General features: G+C 63.5%; 23 protein-coding genes. 9 read left to right on the top strand and 14 right to left on the bottom strand.

Features of this window, described 5'->3' with window-relative positions; all coding sequences use genetic code 11:
- Positions 1 to 29 precede the first annotated feature (29 nt).
- Genes ACJ8QI_RS08635 through ACJ8QI_RS08620 form a run of 4 tightly spaced genes read right to left on the bottom strand, consistent with a single transcriptional unit; the run spans position 30 to position 3,576 of the window.
- Positions 30 to 743, bottom strand: coding sequence for an ABC transporter ATP-binding protein (locus ACJ8QI_RS08635; protein ID WP_180547264.1), 714 nt, complete (start codon positions 741 to 743; stop codon positions 30 to 32).
- Positions 736 to 1,506: an ABC transporter ATP-binding protein gene (locus ACJ8QI_RS08630; RefSeq protein WP_308342585.1), complete on the bottom strand. Its 771-nt coding sequence runs from the start codon at positions 1,504 to 1,506 to the stop codon at positions 736 to 738. The genes ACJ8QI_RS08635 and ACJ8QI_RS08630 overlap by 8 nt, the downstream gene beginning before the upstream one ends.
- A complete protein-coding gene (locus ACJ8QI_RS08625; RefSeq protein WP_060418741.1) occupies positions 1,503 to 2,615 on the bottom strand; it encodes an ABC transporter permease subunit in 1,113 nt (370 codons plus the stop codon). Before ACJ8QI_RS08625 ends, ACJ8QI_RS08630 begins: the two co-directional genes overlap by 4 nt.
- Before the next feature lie 10 nt (positions 2,616 to 2,625).
- The gene (locus ACJ8QI_RS08620; protein WP_060418744.1) at positions 2,626 to 3,576 is read right to left on the bottom strand and encodes a branched-chain amino acid ABC transporter permease; all 951 of its coding nucleotides are present in this window, start codon (positions 3,574 to 3,576) and stop codon (positions 2,626 to 2,628) included.
- 169 nt (positions 3,577 to 3,745) lie between these two features.
- Between ACJ8QI_RS08620 and ACJ8QI_RS08615 the strand changes: the two genes are divergently transcribed.
- The gene (locus ACJ8QI_RS08615; protein ID WP_060418747.1) at positions 3,746 to 4,675 is read left to right on the top strand and encodes a LysR substrate-binding domain-containing protein; all 930 of its coding nucleotides are present in this window, start codon (positions 3,746 to 3,748) and stop codon (positions 4,673 to 4,675) included.
- Here the strand turns inward: ACJ8QI_RS08615 and ACJ8QI_RS08610 are convergent.
- Together ACJ8QI_RS08610 and ACJ8QI_RS08605 are read right to left on the bottom strand one after the other, a co-directional pair.
- Positions 4,672 to 5,991 carry an ABC transporter ATP-binding protein gene (locus ACJ8QI_RS08610; protein ID WP_102984636.1) on the bottom strand — a complete coding sequence of 440 codons (1,320 nt, stop codon included), beginning with the start codon at positions 5,989 to 5,991 and terminating at the stop codon, positions 4,672 to 4,674. The two genes, ACJ8QI_RS08615 and ACJ8QI_RS08610, sit on opposite strands and share 4 nt — an antisense overlap.
- A gap of 12 nt (positions 5,992 to 6,003) precedes the next feature.
- On the bottom strand, positions 6,004 to 7,743 hold the full coding sequence (locus tag ACJ8QI_RS08605) for an ABC transporter permease (RefSeq protein ID WP_442532376.1): 1,740 nt from the start codon (positions 7,741 to 7,743) through the stop codon (positions 6,004 to 6,006).
- Positions 7,744 to 7,983: 240 nt separating this feature from the next.
- On the opposite strand from ACJ8QI_RS08605, the gene ACJ8QI_RS08600 reads away from it, so the two are divergent.
- On the top strand, positions 7,984 to 9,864 hold the full coding sequence (locus tag ACJ8QI_RS08600; protein ID WP_442532375.1) for a potassium transporter Kup: 1,881 nt from the start codon (positions 7,984 to 7,986) through the stop codon (positions 9,862 to 9,864).
- A gap of 94 nt (positions 9,865 to 9,958) precedes the next feature.
- Positions 9,959 to 10,261 (top strand): cupin domain-containing protein, encoded by a 303-nt coding sequence (locus ACJ8QI_RS08595; protein WP_100395749.1) that lies wholly within the window; start codon positions 9,959 to 9,961, stop codon positions 10,259 to 10,261.
- Here the strand turns inward: ACJ8QI_RS08595 and ACJ8QI_RS08590 are convergent.
- A complete protein-coding gene (locus tag ACJ8QI_RS08590; protein WP_060439882.1) occupies positions 10,258 to 10,848 on the bottom strand; it encodes a TetR/AcrR family transcriptional regulator in 591 nt (196 codons plus the stop codon). The genes ACJ8QI_RS08595 and ACJ8QI_RS08590 overlap by 4 nt on opposite strands.
- A 140-nt stretch (positions 10,849 to 10,988) precedes the next feature.
- On the opposite strand from ACJ8QI_RS08590, the gene ACJ8QI_RS08585 reads away from it, so the two are divergent.
- From ACJ8QI_RS08585 to ACJ8QI_RS08575, 3 genes are read left to right on the top strand one after another with little or no spacing between them, the layout of a single operon-like run.
- On the top strand, positions 10,989 to 12,044 hold the full coding sequence (locus ACJ8QI_RS08585; protein WP_442532374.1) for a sugar phosphate isomerase/epimerase family protein: 1,056 nt from the start codon (positions 10,989 to 10,991) through the stop codon (positions 12,042 to 12,044).
- A 25-nt stretch (positions 12,045 to 12,069) separates the two neighbouring features.
- On the top strand, positions 12,070 to 12,966 hold the full coding sequence (locus tag ACJ8QI_RS08580; protein WP_442532373.1) for an alpha/beta fold hydrolase: 897 nt from the start codon (positions 12,070 to 12,072) through the stop codon (positions 12,964 to 12,966).
- Positions 12,953 to 13,855, top strand: coding sequence for an alpha/beta hydrolase (locus ACJ8QI_RS08575; RefSeq protein ID WP_442532372.1), 903 nt, complete (start codon positions 12,953 to 12,955; stop codon positions 13,853 to 13,855). Before ACJ8QI_RS08580 ends, ACJ8QI_RS08575 begins: the two co-directional genes overlap by 14 nt.
- Positions 13,856 to 13,903: 48 nt before the next feature.
- Here ACJ8QI_RS08575 and ACJ8QI_RS08570 read toward each other — a convergent pair whose 3' ends face one another.
- Complete coding sequence (locus tag ACJ8QI_RS08570; RefSeq protein WP_442532371.1) at positions 13,904 to 15,337, bottom strand: NAD-dependent succinate-semialdehyde dehydrogenase; 1,434 nt, start codon at positions 15,335 to 15,337, stop codon at positions 13,904 to 13,906.
- A gap of 196 nt (positions 15,338 to 15,533) precedes the next feature.
- On the opposite strand from ACJ8QI_RS08570, the gene ACJ8QI_RS08565 reads away from it, so the two are divergent.
- Together ACJ8QI_RS08565 and ACJ8QI_RS08560 are read left to right on the top strand one after the other, a co-directional pair.
- Positions 15,534 to 16,361 carry an AraC family transcriptional regulator gene (locus tag ACJ8QI_RS08565; protein ID WP_060387784.1) on the top strand — a complete coding sequence of 276 codons (828 nt, stop codon included), beginning with the start codon at positions 15,534 to 15,536 and terminating at the stop codon, positions 16,359 to 16,361.
- Between the two features lie 98 nt (positions 16,362 to 16,459).
- A complete protein-coding gene (locus tag ACJ8QI_RS08560) occupies positions 16,460 to 17,428 on the top strand; it encodes a DMT family transporter (protein ID WP_060418765.1) in 969 nt (322 codons plus the stop codon).
- A gap of 27 nt (positions 17,429 to 17,455) precedes the next feature.
- On the opposite strand, the gene fusA is transcribed toward ACJ8QI_RS08560, so the two are convergent.
- Positions 17,456 to 19,561: an elongation factor G gene (gene fusA, locus ACJ8QI_RS08555; RefSeq protein WP_442532370.1), complete on the bottom strand. Its 2,106-nt coding sequence runs from the start codon at positions 19,559 to 19,561 to the stop codon at positions 17,456 to 17,458.
- A gap of 238 nt (positions 19,562 to 19,799) precedes the next feature.
- Positions 19,800 to 20,048, bottom strand: a complete 249-nt coding sequence (locus ACJ8QI_RS08550) for a glycine zipper domain-containing protein (protein ID WP_004938127.1) — start codon at positions 20,046 to 20,048, stop codon at positions 19,800 to 19,802.
- Between the two features lie 221 nt (positions 20,049 to 20,269).
- On the opposite strand from ACJ8QI_RS08550, the gene ACJ8QI_RS08545 reads away from it, so the two are divergent.
- A complete protein-coding gene (locus tag ACJ8QI_RS08545) occupies positions 20,270 to 21,766 on the top strand; it encodes an alpha/beta hydrolase (RefSeq protein ID WP_197803345.1) in 1,497 nt (498 codons plus the stop codon).
- A gap of 45 nt (positions 21,767 to 21,811) precedes the next feature.
- On the opposite strand, the gene ACJ8QI_RS08540 is transcribed toward ACJ8QI_RS08545, so the two are convergent.
- The 4 genes from ACJ8QI_RS08540 to ACJ8QI_RS08525 all read right to left on the bottom strand — a co-directional run bounded on the left by ACJ8QI_RS08540 (position 21,812) and on the right by ACJ8QI_RS08525 (position 26,239).
- On the bottom strand, positions 21,812 to 22,357 hold the full coding sequence (locus tag ACJ8QI_RS08540) for a cysteine hydrolase family protein (RefSeq protein WP_442532369.1): 546 nt from the start codon (positions 22,355 to 22,357) through the stop codon (positions 21,812 to 21,814).
- A gap of 214 nt (positions 22,358 to 22,571) precedes the next feature.
- Positions 22,572 to 23,609, bottom strand: a complete 1,038-nt coding sequence (locus ACJ8QI_RS08535) for an ABC transporter ATP-binding protein (protein ID WP_060418771.1) — start codon at positions 23,607 to 23,609, stop codon at positions 22,572 to 22,574.
- Positions 23,606 to 25,189, bottom strand: a complete 1,584-nt coding sequence (locus ACJ8QI_RS08530; RefSeq protein ID WP_411748660.1) for an ABC transporter permease — start codon at positions 25,187 to 25,189, stop codon at positions 23,606 to 23,608. Before ACJ8QI_RS08530 ends, ACJ8QI_RS08535 begins: the two co-directional genes overlap by 4 nt.
- A gap of 33 nt (positions 25,190 to 25,222) precedes the next feature.
- Positions 25,223 to 26,239, bottom strand: coding sequence for an iron ABC transporter substrate-binding protein (locus ACJ8QI_RS08525; protein WP_442532368.1), 1,017 nt, complete (start codon positions 26,237 to 26,239; stop codon positions 25,223 to 25,225).
- Positions 26,240 to 26,266: the final 27 nt, after the last annotated feature.

Raw genomic sequence — 26,266 nt, 5'->3', positions numbered from 1 at the left:
ACTCCTGGTGCGGTTAAAGGTAGCAACGGTTATTCACCCAAATAGATCTGTTTGATTTTTTCATCGTCCAGCATCTCGGCGGAGCGGCCGCTGTGGCTCAGGCTGCCGCTGTCCAACACATAGGCGCGATCGGTAGACTCCAGCGCCAGGCGGGCGTTTTGCTCGACCAGCAATAGCGTGACGCCGTCACGAGCCAACTGTTTGATGACCGAAAAAATGGCCTCCACCACAATCGGCGCCAGCCCCATCGACGGTTCGTCTAATATCAACAGGCGCGGGCGGCTAAGCAGCGCGCGGCCCATCGCCACCATCTGCTGCTCGCCGCCCGAAAGCAGCCCGGCCGGTTGATGCAGGCGTTCGTTCAGGCGCGGGAAGGTGGCGCATACCCGTTCGAAATCGTGCCGCACCGCCGGTTTGTCACGGCGCGCATAGGCGCCCAGCTGCAGGTTTTCTCGCACCGTCAGGCGGGTGAAAATGCCACGACCTTCCGGCACCATCACCAGCCCCTGTTGCAGCAAGCGGTGCGGCGGCACGCCGCGAATCGAACGGCCGTCGAACAGGATGTCGCCCTCGAACGGCTGCAGCCCGGTCAGCGCCCGCAGGCTGGAGGTCTTGCCCGCGCCATTGGCGCCGATCAACGTGACCTGCTCGCCGGCGTTGACCATAAAATCGATGCCTTTGACCGCGTGAATGCCGCCATAAGACACTTTGAGTCGTTTAACGCTCAGCAGGGCTTCAGACATGCGCGCCGCCTCCCAGATAGGCCTGAATGACCGCCGGTTCACCCCGAACCTGCGCCGGTTCGCCTTCGGCAATCGCTTTGCCGTAATCCAGCACCGTCAGGCGATCGCACAAACCCATCACCAGCTTGACGTCGTGTTCGATCAACAGCAGCGTTTTGCCGCTGTCGCGAATGCGCAGCAGCAGCTCGCGCAGCGCCACTTTTTCTCCGGCGTTCATGCCGGCCGCCGGTTCGTCCAGCGCCAGCAGCCGGGGCTCGGTCGCCAGTGCGCGGGCGATCTCCAGACGGCGCTGGTGGCCGTAGGCGAGATCCCCGGCGCGGTAATGGGCAAATTGGCCAATGCCGACATACTCCAGCAGCGCATGGGCCTTGTCGCGCACCGCCTGTTCTTCCTCCCTGGCGCGGCGGTGGCGGGCGATCGCCGCCCACAGGCCATTACGGGTGCGTACGTGGCAGCCGACCATCACGTTTTCCAGCACGCTCATTTCGTTGAACAGCCGCAGGTTCTGGAAGGTGCGGGCGATGCCGGCCTGCGCCACTTTATCGATCGCCTGGGGCTTATAGCGCTGGCCCTGCAGGCGAAATTCGCCCTCGTCGGCACGGTACAGGCCGGTGATCAGATTGAAGCAGGTGGTTTTACCGGCGCCGTTCGGCCCGATCAGGCCGTAGATCTCCCCCTGGCGGATGCTCATGCTGACGTCATCCACCGCCGTCAGGCCGCCGAAGCGTTTGCTGACGTGGTGTAAAGCGAGCAAAGGCGTCATGCGGCATTCCCTCTTAGGTGGCGGGCCGGCCACAGGCCCGCCGGGCGATACAGCATCACCAGGATCAGCGCCAGGCCGTAAAACAGTTGGCGGATAATTTCCGGGTCGATCAGCACCTGGCCGAACAGCGCCTGCTGCAGCGGCCCCATGCTGCTGCGCAGCAGCTCCGGAAGAGCGGCCAGCAGTAGCGCACCCAGGATCACGCCGGGGATGTGCCCCATGCCGCCGAGCACCACCATCGCCAGTACGGCGATCGACTCTTGCAGGGTGAACGATTCCGGCGACACGAAGCCCTGAAACGCGGCGAACAGCGCGCCGGCCACGCCGCCGAAGGTGGCGCCGATGGCAAAGGCCAGCAGCTTGAAGTTGCGGGTGTTGATGCCCATCGCCCGCGCGGCGTCCTCGTCTTCGCGGATCGCCGTCCACGCGCGGCCAATGCGCGAGTTTTGCAGCCGCAGGCTGATAAACAGGATCGCCAGCAGCAGCGCGGCGAACAGGTAGTAATAGAGGTACAGGCCGGAGAAACGCACGCCGAACCACTCATGCATGCCGGAAAACTTCAGGCCGAACAGGCTGACCGGGTCGATGCCGGAAATGCCTTTGGGGCCGTTGGTGAGGTTGACCGGGCGGTCGAGGTTGCGCATCAAAATACGCACGATCTCGCCGAAACCGAGCGTGACGATCGCCAGGTAGTCGCCGCGCAGCCGCAGCGTCGGCGCGCCGAGCAGAATGCCGCACGCCGCCGCCAGCAGCGCCGCCAGCGGGATCAGCCACAGCATCGACAGGTGCAGCCCATCGGGGAACCACTGCAGCAGCAGCGGGAACTGCTGCGTCAGATGCGGTGACGACAGCAGCGCGGCCAGATAGGCACCAACGGCGTAAAAAGCGATAAAGCCCATGTCCAGCAATCCGGTCATGCCCACCACGATGTTCAGCCCGAGCGCCAGCATCAGGTACAGCAGCGCGAAGTCGACGACGCGCACCCAGTAGTTGCCGCCGGCGGCGCCCGCCACCCAGGGTGCCAGCAGCAGGGCGAGAATGAACAGCGTCAGCCCCAGCCTGGCGCGCCGAGGCGTGGCCAGAGGAAGCGAGGAAGTTAAAACGGTCATCGTGATGTCCTTATGCGCGCGTGGCGATGCGTTCGCCCAACAGCCCGGAGGGGCGGAAGACCAGCACGGCGATCAGCACCAGAAACGCGAATACGTCCTGGTAGTTGCTGCCGAATACGCCGCCGGTCAGCTCGCCGAGATAGCCGGTGCCCAGCGATTCGAACAGCCCCAGCAGCAAACCGCCGAGCATCGCGCCGCGCAGGTTGCCGATGCCGCCGAGCACGGCGGCGGTAAAGGCTTTGATGCCGGGCAAAAAGCCCATCGAGAAACCGGCGTTGCCGTAGTTGCTGGCCATCATGATGCCGGCTACCGCCGCCAGCGCGCCGCCGAGCGCGAAGGTCAGAACGATGATGCGGTCAGGACTGATGCCCATCAGGCCGGCGACCTGCGGGTTTTCCGCCGTGGCGCGCATGGCGCGGCCGAAACGGCTGTGTTCGACCAGCAGCCAGAGGCCGGCCATGACCGTCACGGCCACCGCCAGCGTGACGATCGCGGTGCCGGTGATCACCGCCGGCGCATGTTCGGCGCTGCCTGCGGTCAGGGCGATGGGCGTCATCGGCAACAGCTGCGGAAACATCAGGGGATTGCGTGACCAGATCAGCATCGCCAGGGTTTGCAACAGCAGCGAGACGCCGATGCCGCTGATCAGCGGAGCCAGGCGCGGTGCATTGCGCAACCGGCGATAGGCCAGACGTTCGATCGCCATCGAGGTGATGGCGCAGACGGCCATGGCGAACAGGGCCGCCAGCAGCAGCGTGGCGTAGGGCGGTAACGCGGGAAAATGATGCTGCAACACGCCGATCGCCGACAGCGCGCTGAGCGCCCCGACCATCAGCACGTCGCCATGCGCGAAGTTGATGATGCGCAGGATGCCGTACACCATGGTGTAGCCGAGCGCGATCAGCGCATAGATGCTGCCGAGCATCAAACCGTTGACGGTCTGCTGTACCAGCGTATCCATAGGGAGAGTCCGGAGATAATGAGTCAGGAGGCTCACAGTAGAGAATTTAAAAAAATTGTAAAATACGGAAAAATACTTTCTTATACAAAAAACGAGTGATTTTAATGCTTTGATTTTTATGTATATTAAATAAATACTTCTCCTGGACTTTCCATAAAACAATCGATATATGAAAAAAACAGAACAGTACGATGAGCCGTTGCCGATGTTGCCGAACGATCCGCCGCTGCGCGCCGTGCGGGCGTTCGAGGCCATCGCGCGCCTGGGCAGCATCAGCGCGGCGGCGAAGGAGCTGATGATTTCGCCTTCGGCGGTCAGCCATCAGCTGAAAACGCTGGAGGCATTCTTGCAGATGCCGTTGACCGAAAGGCAGGGGCGCCATCTGGTGCTGCGCGGCGAGGGGCGGGAATATTACCGCTCGATCCGGTCGGCGTTTAACGTGCTGCGCCAGGCGACCGAACACGTGCGCGAGCAGTCCGCGTCGCGGCAGGTCACCATCAGCCTGATCCCGCTGTTCGGCATGGGCTGGTTCATTCCGCGGCTGCGCGGCTTTCTGCGGGAAAATCCGGATATCGACATCAATGTGGTTTACGCCAACCACCGCAATTACCTGAGCGACGCCGCCGATCTGTCGATCCGCTTCGGGGTTGGGCAGTGGACCGGCTATCGCAGCGAAAAGCTGATGTCCGGCCAAATGGTGCCGGTGTGCAGCCGGGCATTCAGTAAACTGCACGGTTTGCTCGATACGCCGGATCAGCTGGCGGCGCTGCCGCTGCTGCATGACGAGGAGCGTAATACCTGGATGCAATGGTTTCAGCTGGCCGGCGTTAAACGCCCGCTGCGCAGCATCGGGCCGATGTTCGAAGACGGGTTGCTGACGCTGGCGGCGGTGCAGGCGGGATTGGGGTGTGCATTGATGCGCGAGCCGTTAATCGCCCAGTACCTTGAAAGCGGCGAGTTGATCAAAATGTTCGATCTGCCGATCGACGACGGTCGGGATTATTACCTGTGCGCTCGCCTGGATAGCGAACTGTCGCAGGAGGGTGAAAACCTGCGGCAGTGGCTGCGCCGCGAAGCCGATGAGCGCCGGCTCGCTTAAAACTCGACGTCCTCCAGGCTGAAAAACGCCGTTTGATCGTTGTAGGAGAAGATTTCGCCGTAACGGCCCCAGTTGATCACCGTATCCAGCGTCTCTTTGGCGGCGCTGTCCGACAGCGAATCCTCCAGCTCCTGCTCGAAACGCACGCGCGGCGCGCGGTGCCCCGGCCGCTCGTCCAACACGTTTTTGATCAGCGCGGCCAGCGGCACATAGCGCAGCAGATGCTCCGCGAACAGCACTTTGCGCGCCTGAACGTCGCCGTCGGCGAAGGCGCGCGCCGGCGGCGTCAGGAAGATGTCGCCTTCACGCACGTCGGCGAAGCCCAGCGACTGCAGCACTTCGGCGATGGGGAACAGCTCATCGACCTCCAGATGCAGCGAGAGGGCGATCTCCGGCATGTCGGCACGGCCGAAATAGGGCGCGGCGGCCAGGGTTTCGATCAGGCCGGCGATCAGGTTGGTGGACACGTGCGGCAGCCGGGTGCCGAGCTTCAGCCCTTTCTTGACGTTGCCGTCGGTCGGGCGGGCGGTCATCTTGGCGTACACATCGTCCACCAGGTGGCGGAACTGCGGATCCAGCCGGTTGCGCGGGTGGCTGAACGGCACCTTGATTTCGGCGATCACCCGGCCGGGGTTGGAAGAGAGCAGCAGAATGCGATCGCACATGAAGACCGCTTCCTCGATGTTGTGCGTGACGATCAGCACCGATTTGATCGGCATTCGCCCCTCGGTCCACAGATCCAGCAGGTCGGTACGCAGCGTTTCGGCGGTCAACACATCCAGCGCCGAAAACGGCTCATCCATCAGCAGCAGCGTCGGATCCACCACCAGCGCGCGCGCAAAGCCTACGCGCTGGCGCATGCCGCCGGATAGCTCGCGCGGGTAGGCGTTTTCAAAGCCGTCCAGGCCGATAAGATCGATGGCCGCCAATGCCCGCTCGCGCCGTTCGGTAGGGGCGACGCCCAGCGCCTCGAGGCCGGCCTCAACGTTTTGCAGCACCGTCAGCCAGGGGAACAACGCGAAGGTTTGAAACACCATGGCGACGCCTTTGGCGGGGCCGTTCAGCGGCTGCCCCAGGTAGTTCACCGTCCCGGCGGTGGGGGTAACCAGACCGGCGATGATGCGCAGCAGCGTCGATTTGCCCGAGCCGGAGCGGCCCAGCAACCCGACGATCTCGCCCGCCCGCAGCGACAGATTGACCCCGTCGAGGATCAGCAGCTCGCCATGTGCCTTGTCATAGCCATGGCTGACCGCGTTGACCGCTAAAATTTCCTCGCCGGGCGAGTGCGTCGCCTGCGTTGGGTGAAGGTCTGACATCTGAACGGCTCCTTAATCGATGCGGAAGCGGGATTCGGCGTAGGCGTAAAGCGGCCGCCACAGCAGACGGTTGAACAGCGTAACGAACAGTGACATCACGGCGATGCCCAAAATGATCTTGGGGAAATCGCCGGCGGCGGTGGTTTCGGCGATGTAGGCACCCAGCCCATGTGCCTTCACCTGGGTGCTGCCCCATTGCACGAACTCCGCCACGATGCTGGCGTTCCAGGCGCCGCCCGACGCGGTGATGGCGCCGGTGATGTAATAGGGGAAGATGCCCGGCAGCATCACCTGGCGCCACCATTGCCAACCGCGAATGTGAAAATTGGCGGCGGCCTCGCGGTAGTCGTTGGGCAACGCGGTGGCGCCGGCCACCACGTTGAACAGAATGTACCACTGGGTGCCCAACACGATCAGCGGCGACAGCCAGATATCGGGGTTCAGCCGGAAGTGGACGATGGTGATGACGAACACCGGGAACAGCAGGTTAGCCGGAAACGCGGCCAGAAACTGGGCGATCGGCTGGATCTTTCCGGCCAACGTCGGGCGCAGGCCGATCAGCACGCCGAGCGGCACCCAGATCAGCGACGACAGGGCGATCAGCACCGCCACGCGCAGCAGCGTGATCAGCCCCAGCACCATCACATGGCCCACGTCATTGAGCGTCACGCCGGTCTGCACATAGAGAATGACGCGCCAGGCGATCGCCAGCGTCAGCAGGATGACGATGGTGCTCCAACACCGATCGATCATGCGCGAACGCCGCTGCCGTTGGGCGCTATTGCCGCGGCGCAACGGCCGGGCGGGCAGGCTCAGTTTCAGGCGCGCGGTTTTGGCCAGCAGTGCGCCCAGCGGCGTCAGCAGCAGGTGGATCAGGCGCGTGCGGCGCATCAGGTTCAACAACCAGGAAGTGGGGGCGCTCGCCGAGCGGGTGGTTTCCATGCGGAATTTGTCCGCCCATGCCACCAATGGCCGAAACAGCAGTTGATCGTAGGCCAGGATCACCACCGTCATGGTGAGCAGCACCCAACCTATCGCGAGCAGATCCTTGCTGAGGATCGCCTGCGCGAGATACGCGCCGATGCCCGGCAGCGTAAAGGTGTTGTTGCCGACGGTGATCGCTTCCGACGCCACGATAAAGAACCAGCCGCCGGACATCGACATCATCATGTTCCAGATCAGCCCCGGCATGGCGAACGGCGCGTCCAGCTTCCAGAAACGTTGCCACGGACTCAGATGGAAGCCGCGCGCCACTTCTTGCAGATCGCGCGGCACGGTGCGCAGCGACTGGTAGAAGCTGAAGGTCATATTCCACGCCTGGCTGGTGAAGATGGCGAACATCGCCGCCAGCTCGACCCCCAGTACCCGGCCGGGGAACAGCGCGATGAAAAAGGTGACGGTGAAAGAGATGTAGCCGAGTACCGGCACCGACTGCAGAATATCGAGGATCGGCACCAGCACTTTTTCGGCGCGCCGGCTCTTGGCGGCCAGGGTGCCGTAGACCAGCGAGAACGCCAGCGCGGCCACCATCGCCACCAGCATGCGCAGCGTGGTGCGCAGGGCGTATTCCGGCAGGTTGGCGGGATCGAGCGATATCGCCTGCGTTTTCAGCGTGACGATCGGTTGCAGGGTTTGATGCAGGCCGATGGCCATCATGGCGATCAGGCCGATGATCAGCGGAAAGGCGATGACGTCCCAGCCATTGGGCAGCAGGCGCCGGGCGGAAACATGGGTGTTGAGCCGGACGTTCATTTCACTTCTCCCACGGCGGGCGCAAACAAGAAAGTGACAATCGCATAAGGACTATAGACCATCCGGCGCGGGCGATTCTAAACCGTTGCTCACCGGCGGCGGTTTCTGTGCCGCAAACGGGCGATACTGTAACCCGTGAAGATGACGGTTAAGTTATGCTTATCGCTGCCGAGCGAGTGGCGCGGCGGCAATAAAGTGACAATAATTCCAACTCACTGTGCAAGGCTAAGGAGCAAGCAGATGTCTGTCGGCAATGATACGGAAACCTCGAACAAGACCGGCCTGGCGCCGTTGGCGCTGGGCGCTTTGGGCGTGGTGTTCGGCGATATCGGCACCAGCCCGTTGTACACCCTGAAAACCGTGCTGTTTCTCTCCGGCGATGCGCCGTCGGCGCCGGTGATCCTTGGCCTGCTGTCGCTGATTTTCTGGACGCTGGTGATCGTCACCTCGCTCAAATACGCCATGTTCGCCATGCGCATCGGCAACCGCGGCGAGGGCGGCATCATGGCGCTGATGTCGCTGCTGGTCAGCAGGCGGAAATCCCGGCCGCTGGTGCTGTTCGCCGGCCTGTTCGGCGCGGCGTTGATCTACGGCGACGGCGCCATCACGCCGGCCATCTCGGTGCTCTCCGCCCTTGAGGGGCTGAATATCGTGCTGCCGGCGTCGCAGCCCTACATTCTGCCGGCGGCGGTGGTGATTTTGCTCAGCCTGTTCGCCATTCAGCCGCTGGGCACCGCACGTATCGGCCGCGTGTTCGGGCCGATCATGGCGCTGTGGTTCCTGTCGATCGCCGCGCTGGGCGTGTGGGGCATCATCCAGCACCCGGCGGTGCTGCTGGCGCTGAACCCGATGTACGGCATTCATTTCCTGTTCTCGAACGGGCTGACCAGTTTCCTGGTGCTGGGCGGCGTGTTTCTGTGCGTCACCGGCGCCGAAGCGCTGTACGCCGACATGGGGCACTTCGGCAAACGGCCGATTTGGCTGGCCTGGTTCGGCATCGTTTTTCCCAGCCTGTTGCTCAACTACGCCGGCCAGGCCGCGCTGATTTTGGCCGGCGCCGACGTCACGCAGAACATCTTCTTCCGCCTGTGCCCGCCGGCGCTGCTGATCCCGCTGGTGATCCTGGCCACGCTGGCGACGATCATCGCCAGCCAGGCGATCATCAGCGGCGCGTTTTCGATGACCCGCCAGGCAATCCAACTGGGGTGGCTGCCGCGGCTGCGGGTTAAACAAACCACCGAGGAAAGCTACGGGCAGATCTACATCGGCGCCATCAACTGGCTGCTGATGGTGGTGACGCTGTTCCTGACGGTGTTCTTCAAATCCTCGGACAATCTGGCCGCCGCCTACGGCATCGCCGTTTCGTTGACCATGATCATGACCACCGGCTTGCTGTTCGTGGCGATGCGCGAGGTGTGGCGCTGGGGGCTGGCCGCCAGTCTGTTGGTGGCGGGGTGTTTCTTCGTGGTCGATCTGAGCTTCCTGACGGCCAACCTGACCAAGGTGTTGCAGGGCGGTTATATCCCGCTGCTGCTGGCCGCCGCGGTCTATACCGTGATGCTTATCTGGCATCGCGGGGTGCTGGCGGCCGTGCGCACCCTCGGTGAGACGACGGTGCCGATCGCGGATTTCCTGGCGAAAATCCAGCGTGAATCCGTGCCGCGGGTGCCGGGCACCGCGGTCTTTCTCACCCGCAGCCTGCAGGGCACGCCGCCGGTAATGAAATGGCACGTCAAACGCAACGGCTCGCTGCACGCCAACGTGCTGGCGCTGACCATTGCCATCGTCAATGAACCGCGGGTATCGAATGCCGAACGCCTGGCGATGCGCGAACTGGCGCCGGGGTTTTGGTGCGGCGTGGCCAGCTACGGCTTTATGGAGCGGCCGAACATCCCGCAGTTGCTGCAGCACGTCGAAGCGCAAAAATGCGGCCTGAACTTCGACGAGGCGACTTACTATCTCGGCCATGAAACCGTGGTGCGCCGCGAGGCGAGCGACCGGATGCCGTCCTGGCAGCGCAACCTGTTCGCGCTGATGGTGCGCAACGGCATGCACGTCACGGATTATTATTACCTGCCCAGCGATCAGGTGGTGGAGATCAGCCGCCGGGTGCCGGTATAGGCCTGGCGGGCATAAGCTACAACCCGGGATTCTTTCCACGCCGGCCGCAGTCGGCGTAGAGTGCCGCTACGTTCGATAACCACAGGGGGTACCGATGCTGTTCGATTTAAACCTGCAGGCGGCCGAACTGCCTGAGGCCTGGCGTTCTACCGTGCTGGGCCGCGTCGGTGCGGCCAATATCAAAGTGCTGCGCATGGATGAGCGCAGCATAGCGGATGAAGTGCATGATTACAGCGAAGGGCTGCTGGTGATCCGCGGGCAGCTGCGGCTGCAGGTGGCGGGGGAAACGATTATGGTGCAGGCCGGCCAGCTGTATCAGGCCGCGGCCGGCGTGCCGCACCGCGTGTTGCCGGGCAGCGAAGGCACGCTGGTGATTTTCGATCTGCCCGAAGATTAAGCGTCGCCCAGGGCGGTGAGCGCCACCTTGACCGCCGCCAACAGTCGCGCTTCAGTGACGCCGTCACGCGCCTGAATCGACAGGCCGTGCAGGAAGACGGCGAAAAAGTCCCCCAGGCTGTCGGCGTCGGTACCGGCCGGCAGTTCGCCGGCTTGCACCGCCTGCCGCAGCCGTTCGACGATCTGCTGGGTGCGCTGCAACCGATGCTCAGCCAGCCAGGTTTTGAGCCCGTCGTTCTCCGCACTGACGCTGGCGGCGGAGGAGACCACCATGCAACCCTGCGGCAGATCCGGCCGGCTGTAGAGCCGCACGGCATCTTCCAACATACGTTGGATCGCCGGGCGAATGCCGCTTTCCTGCGCGAAGGCGCGATCGGCGAAGCCGCCTTCCTCGGTTTCATAACTGGCGATCGCCTCTCGGAACAGCTGCTCTTTGGAGCCGAACGCCTTGTAGATGCGCGCGGAAGCAATGCCCAATTCCGCCACCAGATCCGACATCGAGGTGCCTTCGTAGCCCTGTCGCCAGAATAAGTTTCGCGCCTTCAAGAGCGCCTGTTCGCGGTCGAACTCGCGCGGTCTGCCAGCCATTCTCTGCTCCAATTTACCTGCCATTCAGCGACATAGGATCGCTTAAATCGGCGGGAATACCAATGTCTTTATAAATTTCGCTTGCGGTCATCGCGCTTTGCTCCTATTGTTTGTCAATCGACAACTAATAGGAGTTTACGATGAAAACCCTCAAAGGTCCAAGCCTGCATCTTGCGCAGTTCAGCGATGAGACAGCGCCGTTCAATAGCCTGCCCGCCATCGCCGAATGGGCGGCGCAGACCGGCTTTAGTGCGCTGCAGATCCCGGCCTGGGATCGGCGTTTATTCGACGTGGCCACCGCCGCGGAAAGCCAAACCTACTGCGATGATTTGACCGGCATGTTGGCGGAACAGGGGTTGGTGGTCAGCGAATTGACCAGCCATATCTTCGGCCAGCTGATGGCGGTACACCCGGCTTACGATGCGCTGTTTGACAGCTTCGCGCCGCCGGCGCTACAGGGCAATCCGCAGGCGCGTGGCGAGTGGGCGCGGCAGCAAATGCTGTTGGCGGTGAAGGCGTCGGCGCGGCTCGGGCTCAGCGAACTGGGCACCTTTTCCGGTTCGCTGGCCTGGCCCTATCTGTTTCCGTTCCCACAGCGTCCGGAAGGACTGATCGATACCGCGTTCGACGAACTCGCCAGGCGCTGGCTGCCGGTGCTTAACGCCTGCGACGAGCAGGGGATCAACCTGTGTTACGAAATTCACCCGAGCGAGGATCTGCACGACGGCGTGACATTCGAAATATTTCATGAGCGCGTCGGCCACCCTCCGCGCTGCCGGGTGCTGTTCGACCCGAGCCATATGGTGCTGCAGCAGCTCAACTATCTGGAGTTTATCGATATCTATAAAGAGGTTATCGGCATGTTCCACGTCAAGGACGCCGAGTTCAATCCGACCGGTCGGCAGGGCATTTACGGCGGCTATCAATCCTGGATCGATCGCGCCGGCCGCTTCCGCTCGCTGGGCGACGGCCAGGTCGATTTCAACGGCATCTTTTCACGCCTGACGCAGTACGATTATTCGGGCTGGGCGGCGCTGGAGTGGGAATGTTGCCTGAAAAACCCGCAGGACGGCGCACGCGAAGGCGCAGCCTTCATTCGCGATCGCATTATCCACGTCACCGACAAAGTGTTCGACGATTTCGCCGGCGCGCCGGTCAACCCACAGCAGATCAATGCCTTGCTCGGCATTCGCTGAGCCTAATTCTTCAGGGAGTTACCCCATGCAATACCGACAGAACGAGGTCACGTTGGCGGATCTCGCGGCGGAACACGTCTATCTCCAGGTCAACGGCCGGCGCCTTCACTGCGTGGTGGCGGGTGAAGGGCGGCCGGTGCTGCTGATCCCCGGCTGGCCGCAAACCTGGTACACCTGGCGCCATGTGATGCAAGCGCTGGCGGCGGCCGGTTTTCAGGCGATCGCCGTCGACCCGCCGGGCATCGGCGATTCTGACAAGCCCGCTGGCGGCTACGACACTGGCAGCATTGGAGCAGCGTTGCACGCGATGATGGCGCAGCTGGGCCATGAACGTTACCAACTGGTTGGCCACGACATCGGCATGTGGATCGGTTACGCCATGGCGAGCGATTTCCCGCAGGCGGTGGAACGTCTGGTGCTGACGGAGGCGGTGATACCCGGGCTGGCGCCGCCGCCGCCAATTTTCGTCGCGCCGGAGGAGAACATCTTCCTGTGGCACTTCATGTTCAACCAACTGGCTGATTTGCCGGAGACCCTGACCCAGGGGCGTGAGCAGGAGTATCTTGGCTATATCTTTAACCGTTGGTCCTATCGGCGCGATCGGGTGGCGGCGCAGGTGTATATCACCGCCTATTCGGCGCCGGGCGGCCTGCGCGCCGGATTCGACTATTACCGGGCAATCCCGGAGACCGTGCGGCAGAACCGGCTGCGCGCCGCCACGCCCCTGATGATGCCGGTGTTGACGGTAGGGGCGGAGCACGCCACCGGTGATGCGCCGCTGACGACGCTGCGGGGCAATGCGCACGATCTGCGGGGCGAAACGGTCGCCGGCTGCGGGCATTTCATTACCGAGGAGCGCCATGAGGAATTTATTGCCCTGATTACGCCGTTCCTGGCAGGAGAACCCCATGCCGCTCGATGAACGCATCGCTGCCTTTTTGACGGCGTCGGCCGATGCGCCGCCCCCCGCGTCGCTGGCGGAAATGCGCGCGGCCACGGAAACCGGTTTACTCCGGCTGCAGGGCGAGGCGGAACCGAGCGGCGGCGTCAGGGACTATACGGTGGTCGCCGCCGATGGACACAGGATTGCGCTGCGTACTTATTTACCGGCAGGGGAAAACCGCGCAAACGCGCAGCCGGCGATGCTGTTCGCCCACGGCGGCGGCTGGTGCTTCGGTTCGCTGGCGCTGTACGATCGGCCTTGTCAGGCACTGGCCAACGCCACCGGCCGGGTGATCCTGTCGGTCGACTACCGTCTGGCGCCGGAATACCCGTTTCCGCAGCCGCTGGAAGATGTGTACCAGGCGCTCTGCTGGGTGGCGCAACAGGCGCCGCAGTTGGGGATCGACGCGCAGCGCCTGGCGGTGGGCGGCGACAGCGCCGGGGGCAACCTGGCGGCCGCCGTCGCGCTGCTGGCGCGGGATCGCGGCGGCCCGCACATCGAGCGCCAGCTGCTGCTGTACCCGGCGCTCAGCCGCGAGATGACGACGACGAGCTATCGCGAGTTTGCCGAGGGGCACTTTCTGACGCGCGACGCGATGGTATTTTGTTGGCAGCAGTATCTGGCCCAGCGGCGCGATCCCGGCGCCGAGCCGCTGCACGCCGCCACGCTGCGCGGGTTACCGCCGGCCACCATCCTGAGCTGCGAATATGATCCGCTGCGCGATGAGGCCGAGCAGTATGCGCAGCGGCTGCGCGAGGCGGGCGTGCCGGTGCGCTGCGAACGGTTGCCGGGCATGGTGCATGCCTGCATTCACATGCTGGGGCTGACCCCGGCGGCGCGGCGGCTGTTCGAACTGGCTCGCGAGTAAAAAAAAGCCCCGCACTGCGGGGCTTTTGGCTATTCATCCGACGCGCGATTAACGGCCGGCGACGGTGACGAAGCGGGTTTCCAGGTAGGACTCGATCGCTTCGCTGCCGCCTTCGGTGCCGTGACCGGAGTCTTTCACGCCGCCAAACGGCGTTTCCGGCAGGCCGAAACCGATGTGGTTGATGCTCAGCATGCCGCTCTCCACGTCGCGCCCCAGCGCATTGACGGTGGCGATGTTGCGGCTGTAAGCGTAGGCGGCCAGCCCGTACGGCAGGCGGTTGGCTTCGGCGATCGCCTCGTCATAGGTGGCGAACGGGCGCAGCAGGGCGACCGGGCCAAACGGCTCTTCTGACATGGCGCGCGCGCTCAGCGGCACGTCGCGCAGCACCGTCGGCTCGAAGAAGTTGCCTTTGCCCGCCACGCGCTTGCCGCCGGTGCTGGCTTTTGCCCCGTGGGCGACGGCATCCTGCACCAGCGCCTCGATATTGTCGACGCTGCGGCCCAGCACCATCGGCCCCATGCTCACGCCGTCTTCCAGCCCGTTGCCGAGCTTGAGCTCACGCACGGCGGCGGTGAATTTCTCCACGAAGGCTTCATAAACGCCTTGCTGGATCAGGAAGCGGGGCGGGGCGATACAGACCTGGCCGGCGTTGCGGAACTTGGACTGCGCCAGCTCTTTGGCCGCCGCGTCGAGATCGGCGTCGTCGAAGATCAGCACCGGCGCGTGGCCGCCCAGCTCCATGGTGGCCTTTTTCATATGCTGGCCGGCCAGCGCCGCCAGATGCTTGCCCACGCGGGTGGAGCCGGTGAAGGAGATCTTGCGAATGGTCGGATGCGGGATCAGGTATTCCGAGATTTCCGCCGGGGTGCCGTACACCAGCGCGATCACCCCGGCCGGGATCCCGGCGTCGGCGAAGGCTTTGATCAGCTCAGCCGGCGAGGCCGGCGTTTCTTCCGGGCCTTTGACGATGATGGAACACCCCGCCGCCAGCGCGGCGGACAGCTTGCGCACGATCTGGTTGATCGGGAAGTTCCACGGCGTGAAGGCGGCCACCGGGCCGACCGGCAGCTTGAGGGTTTGCTGCTGCACGTCGCGGGCGCGGGACGGAATGATCTGCCCGTAGGTGCGGGTAGCTTCGCCGGCGAACCAGTCGATGACGTCGGCGGCGTTGAGAATTTCGACTTTGGCCTGCGCCACCGGTTTGCCCTGTTCCTGCGTCATGACGGCGGCGATGGCGTTAGCGCGTTCGCGCAGCAGCGCCGCCGCTTTGCGCATCAGGTTGGCGCGCTGGTGCGCGGCGGTGTCGCGCCAGACGTTAAATCCGCGCTCGGTGGCGGCCAGCGCCAGATCGAGATCCTCTGTGGCGGCGTGCGCCACTTGACCGATTATCTCGTCGGTGGCGGGGTTGGTGACCGGCAAGGTTTTCCCGGCCAGCGCGTTGCGCCATTGTCCATCGATATACAGTTGAGTATCCGGATACATTGTTGCCTCTTGTTTGCGGAGTGTCAGGGGCCGATGAGCTTCGCGATGCGGCGCGCCTGAAAGGGACAGGGACCTTAACCCTACGCCGAATGGCGGCGATCGTCCAGGCGAGGGGCACGAAAGCGCCAGGGCGGCTACTCAACCGGCGATGTTTTGGCTATGCTGAGCAGATTGTCAGCACGGACGAGGAGGTCGGGTGCAAGGGGTACCACAACAGTTTCCGTTCGAGAAGGATTGCGCGCAGTTCCGGCATTTGTCGCATCTGCCGGGCGTCGAACTTTATCAGGCGCATATCGAACGCTATGCCTTCGAGCCGCATACCCACGACGCCTTCGCTATCGGCACCGTAGACACCGGGGCGGAGCGTTTCCGCTATCGCGGCGCGCAGCATCTGGCGGCGCCGGGCGCGCTGGTGCTGATGAACCCCGACGAGCTGCATACCGGCGAAGCCGAAACGCCGGGCGGCTGGTGTTACCGCATGCTCTATCTGGCGCCCGAGGCGCTGGAGCAGCTGTCCGGCGATAGGAGCCAGTGGTTCACCGATGCGGTGCGCCACGATCCGCGGGCGGCGCAGCGCCTGTCCGCCATTCTCGCCACGCTGTGGCAAACCGACGATCCGCTCACGCTGGACGGCCTGCTGTTGGAGGCGGTCGAGCTGTTGCACCCGCACATTCGCACCGGGCAGCGGGAAAAAGCCGAGGCGGCGCACCGTTTTGAGGTGGTGAAAAGCTACCTGCACGACAACTTCGCCGAGGCGGTGACCCTCAATCAGCTGGCCGAGCTGGTGTCGCTCAGCCCGTACCATTTTCTGCGCAAGTTCAAGGCCGAATACCACGTTTCGCCGCAGCAGATGCTGATGGCGATCCGGCTGTCGCAGGCCAAACGCATGCTGGAGCGCGGCATGCCCGCCGCTCAGGTGGCGGCGGCGGCGGGGCTGACCGATCAGGCACACCTGACGCGCGCCTTCGCCAATCGTTACGGCGTCACGCCAGTGCGTTTCCAGAAACAGGTGAAATTGGGCTAAAACAGCAACCTGCTACAATAATTCCTTCCCGCGTTTTCGCTACTCTGCCGCTGTCTTGTCGGGCGGGTTGGCCGCACCGGCCGTTTGTCGGAGTCGTTATGTTCATTGGCGTTGTGTTTGCCCTGGCCGCCGGGCTGATGTGGGGATTGATCTTCGTCGGCCCGCTGCTGGTGCCGGATTATCCCGCCGCGCTGCAGTCCACCGGGCGCTATCTGGCCTTCGGGCTGATCACCTTGCCGCTGGCGTGGTTCGATCGCCGCCGCCTGCGCAAGCTGCGGCGCCAGGATTGGCTGGAGGCGCTCAAGCTGACGGCCATCGGTAACCTGCTGTACTACCTGTGCCTGGCCAGCGCCATTCAGCGTACCGGCGCACCGGTATCGACCATGATCATCGGCACCTTGCCGGTGGTGATCGCCATCTGCGCCAATCTGTTTTACGGCCGCCACGACGGGCGGCTGGCCTGGGGCAAGCTGGCGCCGGCACTGCTGCTGATCGTCTGCGGGTTAGCGTGCGTAAACGTCGCCGAGCTGCGCGGCAACGCGCTGCCGATCGACGGCTGGCGTTATCTCAGCGGCCTGGGGCTGGCCGTGTTGGCGGTGGCGTGCTGGACCTGGTTCCCGCTGCGCAACTCGCGCTGGCTGCGGGAGAACCCGACGCAGCGGCCGGCTACCTGGGCCACGGCGCAAGGGCTGGTGACGCTGCCGCTGGCGCTGCTGGGCTATCTGGCGGTCTGCGGCCAATTGGCGCTGAGCGAACCGGCGTTCGCCTTGCCGTTCGGCCCGCGCCCTGAGGTGTTTATCCCGCTGATGCTGGTCATCGGCGTGTTCTGCTCCTGGCTGGGGGCGCTATGCTGGAACGAAGCCAGCCAGCGCCTGCCGACGGTATTGGTGGGGCCGCTCATCGTGTTCGAAATTCTGGCGGGGTTGGCCTATACCTTTCTGCTGCGCCAGGCCTGGCCGCCGCTGCTGACGCTGGCCGGCATCGTCTGCCTGATCGCCGGCGTGGTGTACGCCATGCGTATCAAGCCGCAGCCGGTGGTGGTGGCGCTGGAGGACAAGCAGGGGTGACGCCCGCCGCGAAGGCGGGCGCGAGGGTTAACGCTTACTGTGGTGAATGATCTCTTCGGCCACGTTGCGCGGCGCTTCGGCGTAGTGGCTGAATTCCATGGTGTAGGTGGCGCGGCCCTGCGACATCGAACGCAGGGTCGTCGAGTAGCCGAACATCTCGGACAGCGGCACCTTGGCACGAATTTCCTTGCCGCCGCCGCCCGGTATCTCTTCCATGCCCTGCACCAGGCCGCGGCGTGAGGAGAGGTCGCCCATCACGTTGCCGGCGTAATCTTCCGGCGTTTCCACCTCCACTGACATGATCGGCTCAAGGATCACCGGGTCCGCCAGGCGGCAGGCCTCCTTGAAGCCGAAGATCGCCGCCATGCGGAACGCCTGTTCCGACGAGTCGACGTCATGGTAAGAACCGAAGGTCAGGTGCACCTTGACGTCCACCACCTGATAACCGGCCAGCACGCCGTTGTTCAGCGCCTCGAGCACGCCTTTTTTCACCGCCGGGATAAATTCGCCGGGAATGACGCCGCCCTTGATCTCATCGAAGAATTCGAAGCCGTTGCCGGGTTCGTTGGGTTCGACGGTCAGCACCACGTGGCCGTATTGCCCTTTACCGCCGGACTGGCGCACGAACTTGCCTTCCACGTCGGTTACCCGTTTGCGGATGGTTTCGCGGTACGACACCTGCGGCTTGCCGGTGGTGGTCTCCACCCCGAACTCGCGGCGCATGCGATCGACGATGATCTCCAGGTGCAGCTCGCCCATGCCGTAGATGATGGTTTGGCCGGATTCTTCATCGGTGCGCACGCGGAACGACGGATCTTCCGAAGAGAGGCGCTGCAGCGCGATGCCCATTTTCTCCTGGTCGCCCTTGGTCTTCGGCTCGATCGCCTGGGCGATCACCGGCTCGGGGAAGGTCATGCGTTCCAGCGTGATGATGGCGCCGGGGTCGCACAGCGTATCGCCCGTGGTGACGTCCTTCAGGCCGACGCAGGCGGCGATGTCGCCGGCGTGCAGCTCGTCGATGTCCTTACGATCGTTGGCGTGCATCTGCACGATGCGGCCGATGCGTTCCTTTTTGCCCTTGATCGGATTGTAAACGCTGCTGCCTTTGGCCAGCACCCCGGAGTAGACGCGCACGAAGGTCAACTGGCCGACGAACGGGTCGGTCATCAGCTTGAACGCCAGCGCCGAGAATTTTTCGTTGTCGTCGGCTTTGCGGGTGATGATTTCATCGTGTTCGCCGTGGCCCTCCATCGGCGGCACGTCGAGCGGCGAGGGCATCAGCTCGATCACCGCATCGAGCATGCGCTGCACCCCTTTGTTACGGAACGCCGAGCCGCACAGCATCGGCTGGATTTCTCCGGCGACGGTGCGCACCCGCAGCCCGTGGACGATCTCCTCTTCGCTCAGCGGTACCTGGTTGAGGTATTTCTCCATCAGTTCTTCCGAGGCTTCGGCGGCGGCCTCAATCATGTTTTCGCGCCACTCCTGCGCCGAATCGCGCAGCTCGGCCGGGATCTCTTCGAAGCTGAAGTTCATGCCCTGCGAGGCTTCGTCCCACAGGATGGCCTTCATCCGCACCAGATCCACCACGCCGCTGAAGTGGTCTTCGGCGCCGATCGGAATGACGATCGGTACCGGGTTGGCTTTCAGACGCTCGATCATCATTTTCCGCACGCGGAAAAAGTCCGCGCCGATGCGGTCCATCTTGTTGACGAACGCCAGCCGCGGCACCTTGTATTTGTTGGCCTGGCGCCAAACGGTTTCCGACTGCGGCTGCACGCCGCCCACCGAGTCATAGACCATCACGGCGCCGTCCAGCACGCGCATCGAGCGCTCCACTTCAATGGTGAAATCGACGTGCCCGGGGGTGTCGATGATATTGATGCGGTGCTGCGGATAATTATGCTGCATGCCGTTCCAAAAGCAGGTGGTGGCCGCCGAGGTGATGGTGATGCCGCGCTCCTGTTCCTGCGCCATCCAGTCCATGGTCGCCGCGCCGTCATGCACTTCACCCAGCTTGTGGCTGACCCCGGTGTAAAACAGAATCCGCTCGGTGGTGGTGGTCTTGCCGGCATCGATATGCGCGGAGATGCCGATGTTGCGGTAACGTTCGATAGGGGTGGTGCGAGCCATAATCAACCTTTCTTAGCCGCGTGAAGGAGAGCGGCTTAAACAGCATGGATAATGGTGATAATCCTCATAGGGTTATCTGCCGGATCGCAGAGCCTCGCTCTGGTCACAAACTAATCGTAGTTGAAGGCGTTGGTTTTTATAAGCGATGGCTGTGATAGATGAAAGTTTGCGCGCAGGGGGAGAAAAGGGCGAAAAAAAGGCCCGTAACGGGCCTGTTGTCGAGCGGCGCATTCGCCGCTTATTTGCGTCCCAGCAAGAAGCCGAAAACGATGCCGACCGCCGCCGCAACGGCCACGCCGGCCAGCGGGTTGGCTTCCACCTGGGTTCTTACGCTGTCCGCTGCGTCTCGGGCGGCATAGCTGGCCTGGGAGGCGTATTTGCGCGCCGCGCCGCGCACCTGATGCTCCGGCGAATCCACGGCTTTGCCGAACGCTTCTTCTACCGCGCCTGCGGCTTCATTGGCTTTGTCTTCCGCTTTACCAAACATGCTGCTCTCCTGATCCTTATGGGTTAACGAATCCTAAGCCTAGCAGGTAGACGCCGTTTTTTGCAGCATTCTGTGCGTTATAAGAGCAATCCGAGCAGAGAAAAATCTTGCCGGGCGCGCGGTGACGGCTTCACCCGCGCGGCTTTTTGTGTTCTATTGGCTAGCTGTTTAACCGGGTATCGTTAACCTTTGACCGATTCGTTGAGTTGAAAGGACTCCCCATGTCAGTACTGCGTATTCTGGCGCTGCTCGCCGCGACCGCCGCCGCGTTGCCCGCCCAGGCCAAGCCTGTGCTCCACGGCGTGGCGGCCGAGAACGGCATTCGTTGGCAATCTTGTCTCAACAGCGGTTTTCAGCGCTGGTTCGATGAGCCGCCACCGCCGGGGCTGCGCTGCGGTTACCTTGAGGTGCCGTTAGCCTACGCCACGCCGCCCGCTCATGCGGCGCAGGCGGGCGAACAGACCGTGCGTTTGGCGCTGACCCTGCTGCCCGCCACCGGGCCGAAAAAGGGCAGCGTGGTGATGATCAGCGGCGGGCCGGGCCTGCCGGGCATCAATCCTTATTTGGGCAATGATGGTCACGTCGCCAGGCTGCGTAAATCCTACGATATCATCGGTTACGATCCGCGCGGCGTCGGCCAATCGACGCCGAAAATCTCCTGCCAGGTGGCCGAAGGCGACGAAACCCCGTCACCGGACGACAACGACGTGGCCGGTGCGGAGAACCAGACGCGCACCCTGATTGCCGCCTGCATCAAACAGACCGGTGCGGACGTGCTGCAACATATCGGCACCGATGAAGCGGTCAACGATCTGAACGCGATCCGCCACGCGCTGGGCGAACCGGGGCTGACGGCGGTGGCGTACTCTTATGGCACCAAGGTGGCGGCGCTGTATGCCGAACGTTTTCCGAAGAAAACGCGCGCGCTGGTGCTCGACGGGGTGGTGGATCTGGCGGAAGACGATTTCACCCAGCGGCTGAACCAGGAGCGGGGCTTCCAGCAAAGCTTCCTGCGCTTCGCCGCCTACTGCGGCAAAACCGACAGTTGCCAGCTGGGCGGCGGCGCCAATCAGGCGCTGCAGCGTTATCATGCCTTGCTGCGCAAGCTGCATGAGCAGCCGTTCGTCACCGCGGCGGGGTATGAAATCTCCGCCGATGACGTGCTGACGGTCACGCGTTCGCTGCTGCTGTGGCCGGAGCGCTGGCACGAGCTGGCGACCGTGCTGCGCCAGCTCGATGCCGGGATCGCCGGGCAGCAGGTTTCCGATCTGATCGACGAAAGCTATTCGCCGGATGCCGATGACGCGCTGAACGTCATCACCTGCGCCGACGTCGCCAACCCGACGGCCGATCCGCAGCTGTTGCGCCGGCAGCGGCAGGAGATCAATACCGCCGCTATGTATGCCCACTATCTGCCGCTGCACGAATACCCGCTGGAAATGTGCGATCTGTGGCCGTACCGCGGCAAAGATCGGCCGCACACGCCGGTGGCGTCTGCCGCGTTGCCGCCGCTGCTGTTCGTCGCGCAGCGCTACGATCCGACCACGCCGTACCGCAACGCGCAGGTGATGGCCGCCGCCTTTAAAAGCCCGCTGATCACCCGCGAACGCGACGGGCATACGCTGGTGCTGAACGGCATCGACAGCTGCGTTGACGAAAGCGTGGTGGATTATCTGCTGGCGCCGAAAAAGCCGCGCCACGACAAGACTTGCCGTTGAGGAGGCCGGGCGGAAGCCCGGCCTGACAGCCAAGTCGCCTGCGTTTTAGAATTTCACCTCTTCCGCCAATGTCAGCGTCACGAATGGCCCCGACAGGGTCTGGTTATGGTGACGGATAATGGCTTCGGCACCGAGTTCCGCCGTGTCTGAACAGCTATGGGCGTCGGCGGCCAACACCATGTCAAATCCCAACTCTGCACCGCGCCGACACGCGGTGTCTACGCAGTATTGCGTTTTCATTCCCGAAATCACCAACCGACCGATGCCGGCTTGCTTAAGCCGCTCAGCCAGGCCAGTCTGGTAAAAACAGCTGGGATGGGTTTTATCGATGAACCAGTCGGTTTCCGCATCGGTGTCGAGATCGGGGTGAACTTGCCACCGCGGACTGTTTGCGGCGATAGGCGAACCTGTCGGGCCGGTGTGGCGAATAAACACTACGAGCGCATTCGCCACGCGTGCGGCGCGAATCAACGCATTGGTCTTCGCCAGAAGGGTTTCGGCGGCGAACGGCGGATCGTCCGGCGAGGCGAACAGGCCGACTTGCATGTCGATAACCAGCAGGGCGCTGCGCGGTGCGGGGATAGTTGGCATAGGTCTTCTCCGTAATGAAATTGCCGGCGGGCACGGAGAAATAAAAAACCCCGGCCATGGCTGGCGGGGCTTGGATACGTCGTTAGCTGATGCGCACCCGTGCAGCCCGCCATTGCGTGGCGGTTGCGGTGGTGGTGAGGACGTGCGCGAAGCGTTTCATAGCGTTGATAATGCGCGGTGGTGAGGGGGACGTCAAGAGGCTCCCCCCGCCATGTCAACCGGCGAAAATATGCGCCTGGCCCATCACGTTGAGAGTGACCTGAGAACCGGGCTGCAGGCCTTCGCGGCTGACGGTTTTGATCTCGATTTGCGCGCCGCCGGCGGCCATTTGCAGGTTGAGCGTAGAGACGAAGCCGGCGAAATCGATGCCGGTGATCACCGCCTGGCCGTGCTGCGCCGGATCTGACAAACCGATTTGAATCTGCTCCGGGCGCAGCATGATGCGCGCCGGGCCGCTGCGTTGCCGATCGTCGACGGCGATACGCCCCAATGCGCAGTCGGCCCAACCGTGCGCCAGTTCCGCGGTCAACACCAGCGTTTCGCCAAGGAAGCTGGCGGTCGGCTCATCGACCGGCCGCAGATAGAGATCTTGCGGCGCGCCCACCTGCGCCAGCCGGCCGTTGCGCATCACCGCTACCTGATCGGCGAACGACAGCGCTTCGCTCTGATCGTGGGTGACCAGAATCGACGCCACCTTGGCCTCCGTCAGCAGTTCGGCGACCGCTTTGCGGGTGGCGGCGCGCAGGCCGGTATCCAGCGCCGAGAACGGTTCGTCCAGCAGCATCAGCCGGGGTTGCTGCGACAGGGCACGCGCCAGCGCGACCCGTTGTTGCTGCCCGCCGGACAACTCGTGCGGCCACAGCGCGGCCAGACGGCGATCCAGCGCCACCATCTCCATCAGCGCCTCGATGCGCCGCTGTTTCTCACGCTTGCTGCCTTTAAGGCCAAAACCGATGTTGCCGGCGACGGTGAAGTGCGGGAACAGCGCGCCATCCTGCGGGACGAAGCCTATGCCGCGCAGATGCGCCGGCACCCAGCCGCCGCCGTTGCCCATGGCTTGCCCCTGCAGCAGGATCTGGCCGCCGTCGGGAATTTCAAAGCCGGCGATGATGCGCAGCAGGGTGGTTTTGCCGGAGCCGGAAGGGCCGACGATCGCCGTGCGGCTGCCGGCGGCAACCTGCAGGTCGATGTGTTCCAGCACCCTGATGGCGTTATAAGATTTTTCGATACCGTGCAGTTCGAGCGTGCTCATAGTCCCGCCGTGCGTTTAGATTGAGAATAAAGAAGCCAGGTGAGCGGCAATGACAGCGCCACCATAATCAGCGCATAAGGCGCGGCGGCGACGTAGTCTATCTCGCTGGTCAGCGCCCAAAATCCGGTGGCCAGCGTGCGGGTGCCGTTCGGCGCCAGCAACAGCGTGGCGGTCAGTTCATTGGCGATCGCCAGGAACACCAGCGCCGCGCCCGCCGCGGCACCCGGCGCCGCCAACCGCAGCGTAGTGCTCCACAGCGCCTGCGCCGGCGATTTGCCGAGGCTACGCGCCACGTTTTCCAATTCCACCGGCGCCTGTGCGATGCCGGCGCGCAGGTTGATCAGCGCCCGCGGCATAAACATCAGCAAATACGCCAGCAACAGGGTGATTTCGGTTTGGTAAATCGGCCGGAAGCTGTGAATGGTGATGGTCACCAGGGCCAGCGCCACCACGATGCCGGGCAGCGAGCTGGTCACGTAGTTACAGCCTTCCAGCACGCGGTACAGCCGGGCCGGATAGCGCACCGACAGCCAGGCCATCGGAATGGCGCACAGCGTGAGCAGCAACGCGCCGACGGCGGACAGCGACAGCGTTTGCCACAGCGCGGGCCACAGCTCGGCGTTGCGCCACACCTCGAATCCCCCCAGCCACAGCCAGCGGGCCAGGGTAATGAAAGGCACGCCCAGCGCCAGTGCGGTCAGCGAAATCGGCAGCAGCAGCGCCAGCGCGGCGAGCGGCAGCGAAAGGCGACGCGGCGTTTGGCTGCGGGCGCTGCCGGAACCGACGCGGGCATAGCGCGCGCGGCCGCGGCTGAGAGCCTCAAGCAGCAGTAACCCGAGGCAGCACAATACCAATACGCCGGCCAGCATGTTGGCCGCCGGGCCGTTGAAGGTCGACTGGAACTGATCGAAGATCGCGGTGGTGAAGGTATCGAAGCGGATCATGGCATACAGGCCATACTCCGCCAGCAGGTGCAATGCGATCAGCAGGGAACCGCCCCAGACCGCCAGCTTCAGCTGCGGCAGCACCACGCGGAAAAAGACCGCCAGCGGCCGGGAACCGAGCGAGGTGGCGACGTCTTCGATACCGGGATCCAGACGGCGCAGCACGGCGGCGGCCGGTAGGTAAATAAACGGGAAATAGGCGAGCACCGAGATGAAGACCCCGGCGCCCAGGCCGTGCATCGACGGCACCAGGCTGATCCAGGCATAGCTTTGCACAAAGGCCGGCACCGCCAGCGGCGCGGTGGCCAGTACCGCCCAGAGACGGCGGCACGGCAGCGTGGTGCGCTCGGTCAACCAGGCCAGGGCTACGCCCAGCACGGCGCAGATCGGCAGCGTCAGCACCACCAACAGCAGGGTGTTCAACAGCAGTTCCGCCACGCGCGGGCGGAAAACCAGAGCGTTGACCGTTTGCCAGCCGGTTTCAAACGCCACGCCGATAACGAAACCCAGCGGCAACAGCGCCAGCAGCGACAGCAGCACGGCGCTGGCCACTACGATCGCCCCCGGCCGCTGATGACGGGGGACAACAGAATAACGCCGCGCGGTCTGCGCGGCGTGGGTACTCAGGTTTGACATAACGATCAAAAACTCTCGGTTTGCCGGCGGGCCTTACAGCAGGCCGGCTTCGGTCATCAGTTCGACCACTTTTTTACTGTTCAGCTGCGCGGCATCTACTTTCGGTGCGTCCAGATCTTTCAGCGGCACCAGTTTCGGGTTGGAGGCTGCGCCGATGCCGACGGCGTATTCGAAGGCGTTGTTGGTGCGCAGGATCTCCTGGCCCTGTTTGCCGGTGATCCACTTGATGAACGCCTGCGCCTGCTGCTGATGCTTGCTGGAAGCCAGCACGCCGCCGCCGGAGATGCTGACGAACGCGCCCGGATCCTGATGTTTGAAGTAGTACAGCTTGATGTTGTTGCTGTTCTCGCCGGTTTTAGCGCCATCCACGAACGGGTAGTAGTGATAGATCACGCCGCTGTCGACCTGGCCGGCATTGACCGCTTTCATCACCGTGCTGTTGCCCTTATAGGCGGTGAAATTGGTTTTCATCGCTTTCAGCCACTCCAGCGTCGCTTTCTCGCCTTTCAGCGCCAGCAGCGCGCTGACGATCGCCTGGAAATCGGCGCCCGACGGCGAGGCGGCCCAGCGGCCTTTCCATTCCGGCTTGGCCAGGTCCAGCAGCGACTTCGGCAGCTGTGCTTCGGTCAGTTTGGCCGGGTTGTAGACGAACACGGTAGAGCGGGCGGCGATGCCGGTCCAGCGGCCGTGGCTTGGGCGATACTGCGGTTCCACCTGGGCCAGCGTCGCGGCGTCCAGCGGGGCGAACAGCTTGGCGTTATCCACCAACACCATCGCCGGGGAGTTTTCCGTCAGGAATACGTCGGCAGGCGAGGCGCTGCCTTCCTGCACCAGCTGATTGCCCAGCTCGCTGTCGCCGCCGTTGCGCAGCGTGACCTTGATGCCGGTGTCTTTGGTAAACCCGTCGACCCAGGATTTGACCAGGTTTTCATGTTGGGCGTTGTAAATGACGATGCCCTGATCGGCCTTGGCCGCCTGAGCGCCGAAGGCCAGCATCATCGAGGAGGCGAGCAGGGCGACGGGGCCGAGAGATGAAATACGCAGCTTCATGCAGTTATCCTTTTAGCGTTCGAATGA

It is taken from the genome of Serratia sp. CY84636 (assembly GCF_052166245.1).
Classification (GTDB): Bacteria; Pseudomonadota; Gammaproteobacteria; order Enterobacterales; family Enterobacteriaceae; genus Serratia; species Serratia nevei.
Note: the sequence above shows the minus strand (reverse complement) of the source record. Positions and strands in the feature narration are given on the sequence as shown.

What these genes read in the sequence shown, in the direction of transcription:
- ACJ8QI_RS08615 (WP_060418747.1), top strand. Translation starts at nt 3,746, where the DNA reads ATGAAAAAAACAGAACAGTACGATGAGCCGTTGCCGATGTTGCCGAAC.
- ACJ8QI_RS08635 (WP_180547264.1), bottom strand. Translation starts at nt 743, where the DNA reads ATGTCTGAAGCCCTGCTGAGCGTTAAACGACTCAAAGTGTCTTATGGC.
- ACJ8QI_RS08625 (WP_060418741.1), bottom strand. Translation starts at nt 2,615, where the DNA reads ATGACCGTTTTAACTTCCTCGCTTCCTCTGGCCACGCCTCGGCGCGCC.
- ACJ8QI_RS08560 (WP_060418765.1), top strand. Translation starts at nt 16,460, where the DNA reads ATGTTCATTGGCGTTGTGTTTGCCCTGGCCGCCGGGCTGATGTGGGGA.
- ACJ8QI_RS08580 (WP_442532373.1), top strand. Translation starts at nt 12,070, where the DNA reads ATGCAATACCGACAGAACGAGGTCACGTTGGCGGATCTCGCGGCGGAA.
- ACJ8QI_RS08605 (WP_442532376.1), bottom strand. Translation starts at nt 7,743, where the DNA reads ATGAACGTCCGGCTCAACACCCATGTTTCCGCCCGGCGCCTGCTGCCC.
- ACJ8QI_RS08610 (WP_102984636.1), bottom strand. Translation starts at nt 5,991, where the DNA reads ATGTCAGACCTTCACCCAACGCAGGCGACGCACTCGCCCGGCGAGGAA.
- ACJ8QI_RS08575 (WP_442532372.1), top strand. Translation starts at nt 12,953, where the DNA reads ATGCCGCTCGATGAACGCATCGCTGCCTTTTTGACGGCGTCGGCCGAT.
- ACJ8QI_RS08590 (WP_060439882.1), bottom strand. Translation starts at nt 10,848, where the DNA reads ATGGCTGGCAGACCGCGCGAGTTCGACCGCGAACAGGCGCTCTTGAAG.
- ACJ8QI_RS08550 (WP_004938127.1), bottom strand. Translation starts at nt 20,048, where the DNA reads ATGTTTGGTAAAGCGGAAGACAAAGCCAATGAAGCCGCAGGCGCGGTA.
- ACJ8QI_RS08600 (WP_442532375.1), top strand. Translation starts at nt 7,984, where the DNA reads ATGTCTGTCGGCAATGATACGGAAACCTCGAACAAGACCGGCCTGGCG.
- ACJ8QI_RS08540 (WP_442532369.1), bottom strand. Translation starts at nt 22,357, where the DNA reads ATGCCAACTATCCCCGCACCGCGCAGCGCCCTGCTGGTTATCGACATG.
- ACJ8QI_RS08530 (WP_411748660.1), bottom strand. Translation starts at nt 25,189, where the DNA reads ATGTCAAACCTGAGTACCCACGCCGCGCAGACCGCGCGGCGTTATTCT.
- ACJ8QI_RS08630 (WP_308342585.1), bottom strand. Translation starts at nt 1,506, where the DNA reads ATGACGCCTTTGCTCGCTTTACACCACGTCAGCAAACGCTTCGGCGGC.
- ACJ8QI_RS08525 (WP_442532368.1), bottom strand. Translation starts at nt 26,239, where the DNA reads ATGAAGCTGCGTATTTCATCTCTCGGCCCCGTCGCCCTGCTCGCCTCC.
- fusA (WP_442532370.1), bottom strand. Translation starts at nt 19,561, where the DNA reads ATGGCTCGCACCACCCCTATCGAACGTTACCGCAACATCGGCATCTCC.
- ACJ8QI_RS08535 (WP_060418771.1), bottom strand. Translation starts at nt 23,609, where the DNA reads ATGAGCACGCTCGAACTGCACGGTATCGAAAAATCTTATAACGCCATC.
- ACJ8QI_RS08620 (WP_060418744.1), bottom strand. Translation starts at nt 3,576, where the DNA reads ATGGATACGCTGGTACAGCAGACCGTCAACGGTTTGATGCTCGGCAGC.
- ACJ8QI_RS08570 (WP_442532371.1), bottom strand. Translation starts at nt 15,337, where the DNA reads ATGTATCCGGATACTCAACTGTATATCGATGGACAATGGCGCAACGCG.
- ACJ8QI_RS08545 (WP_197803345.1), top strand. Translation starts at nt 20,270, where the DNA reads ATGTCAGTACTGCGTATTCTGGCGCTGCTCGCCGCGACCGCCGCCGCG.
- ACJ8QI_RS08595 (WP_100395749.1), top strand. Translation starts at nt 9,959, where the DNA reads ATGCTGTTCGATTTAAACCTGCAGGCGGCCGAACTGCCTGAGGCCTGG.
- ACJ8QI_RS08585 (WP_442532374.1), top strand. Translation starts at nt 10,989, where the DNA reads ATGAAAACCCTCAAAGGTCCAAGCCTGCATCTTGCGCAGTTCAGCGAT.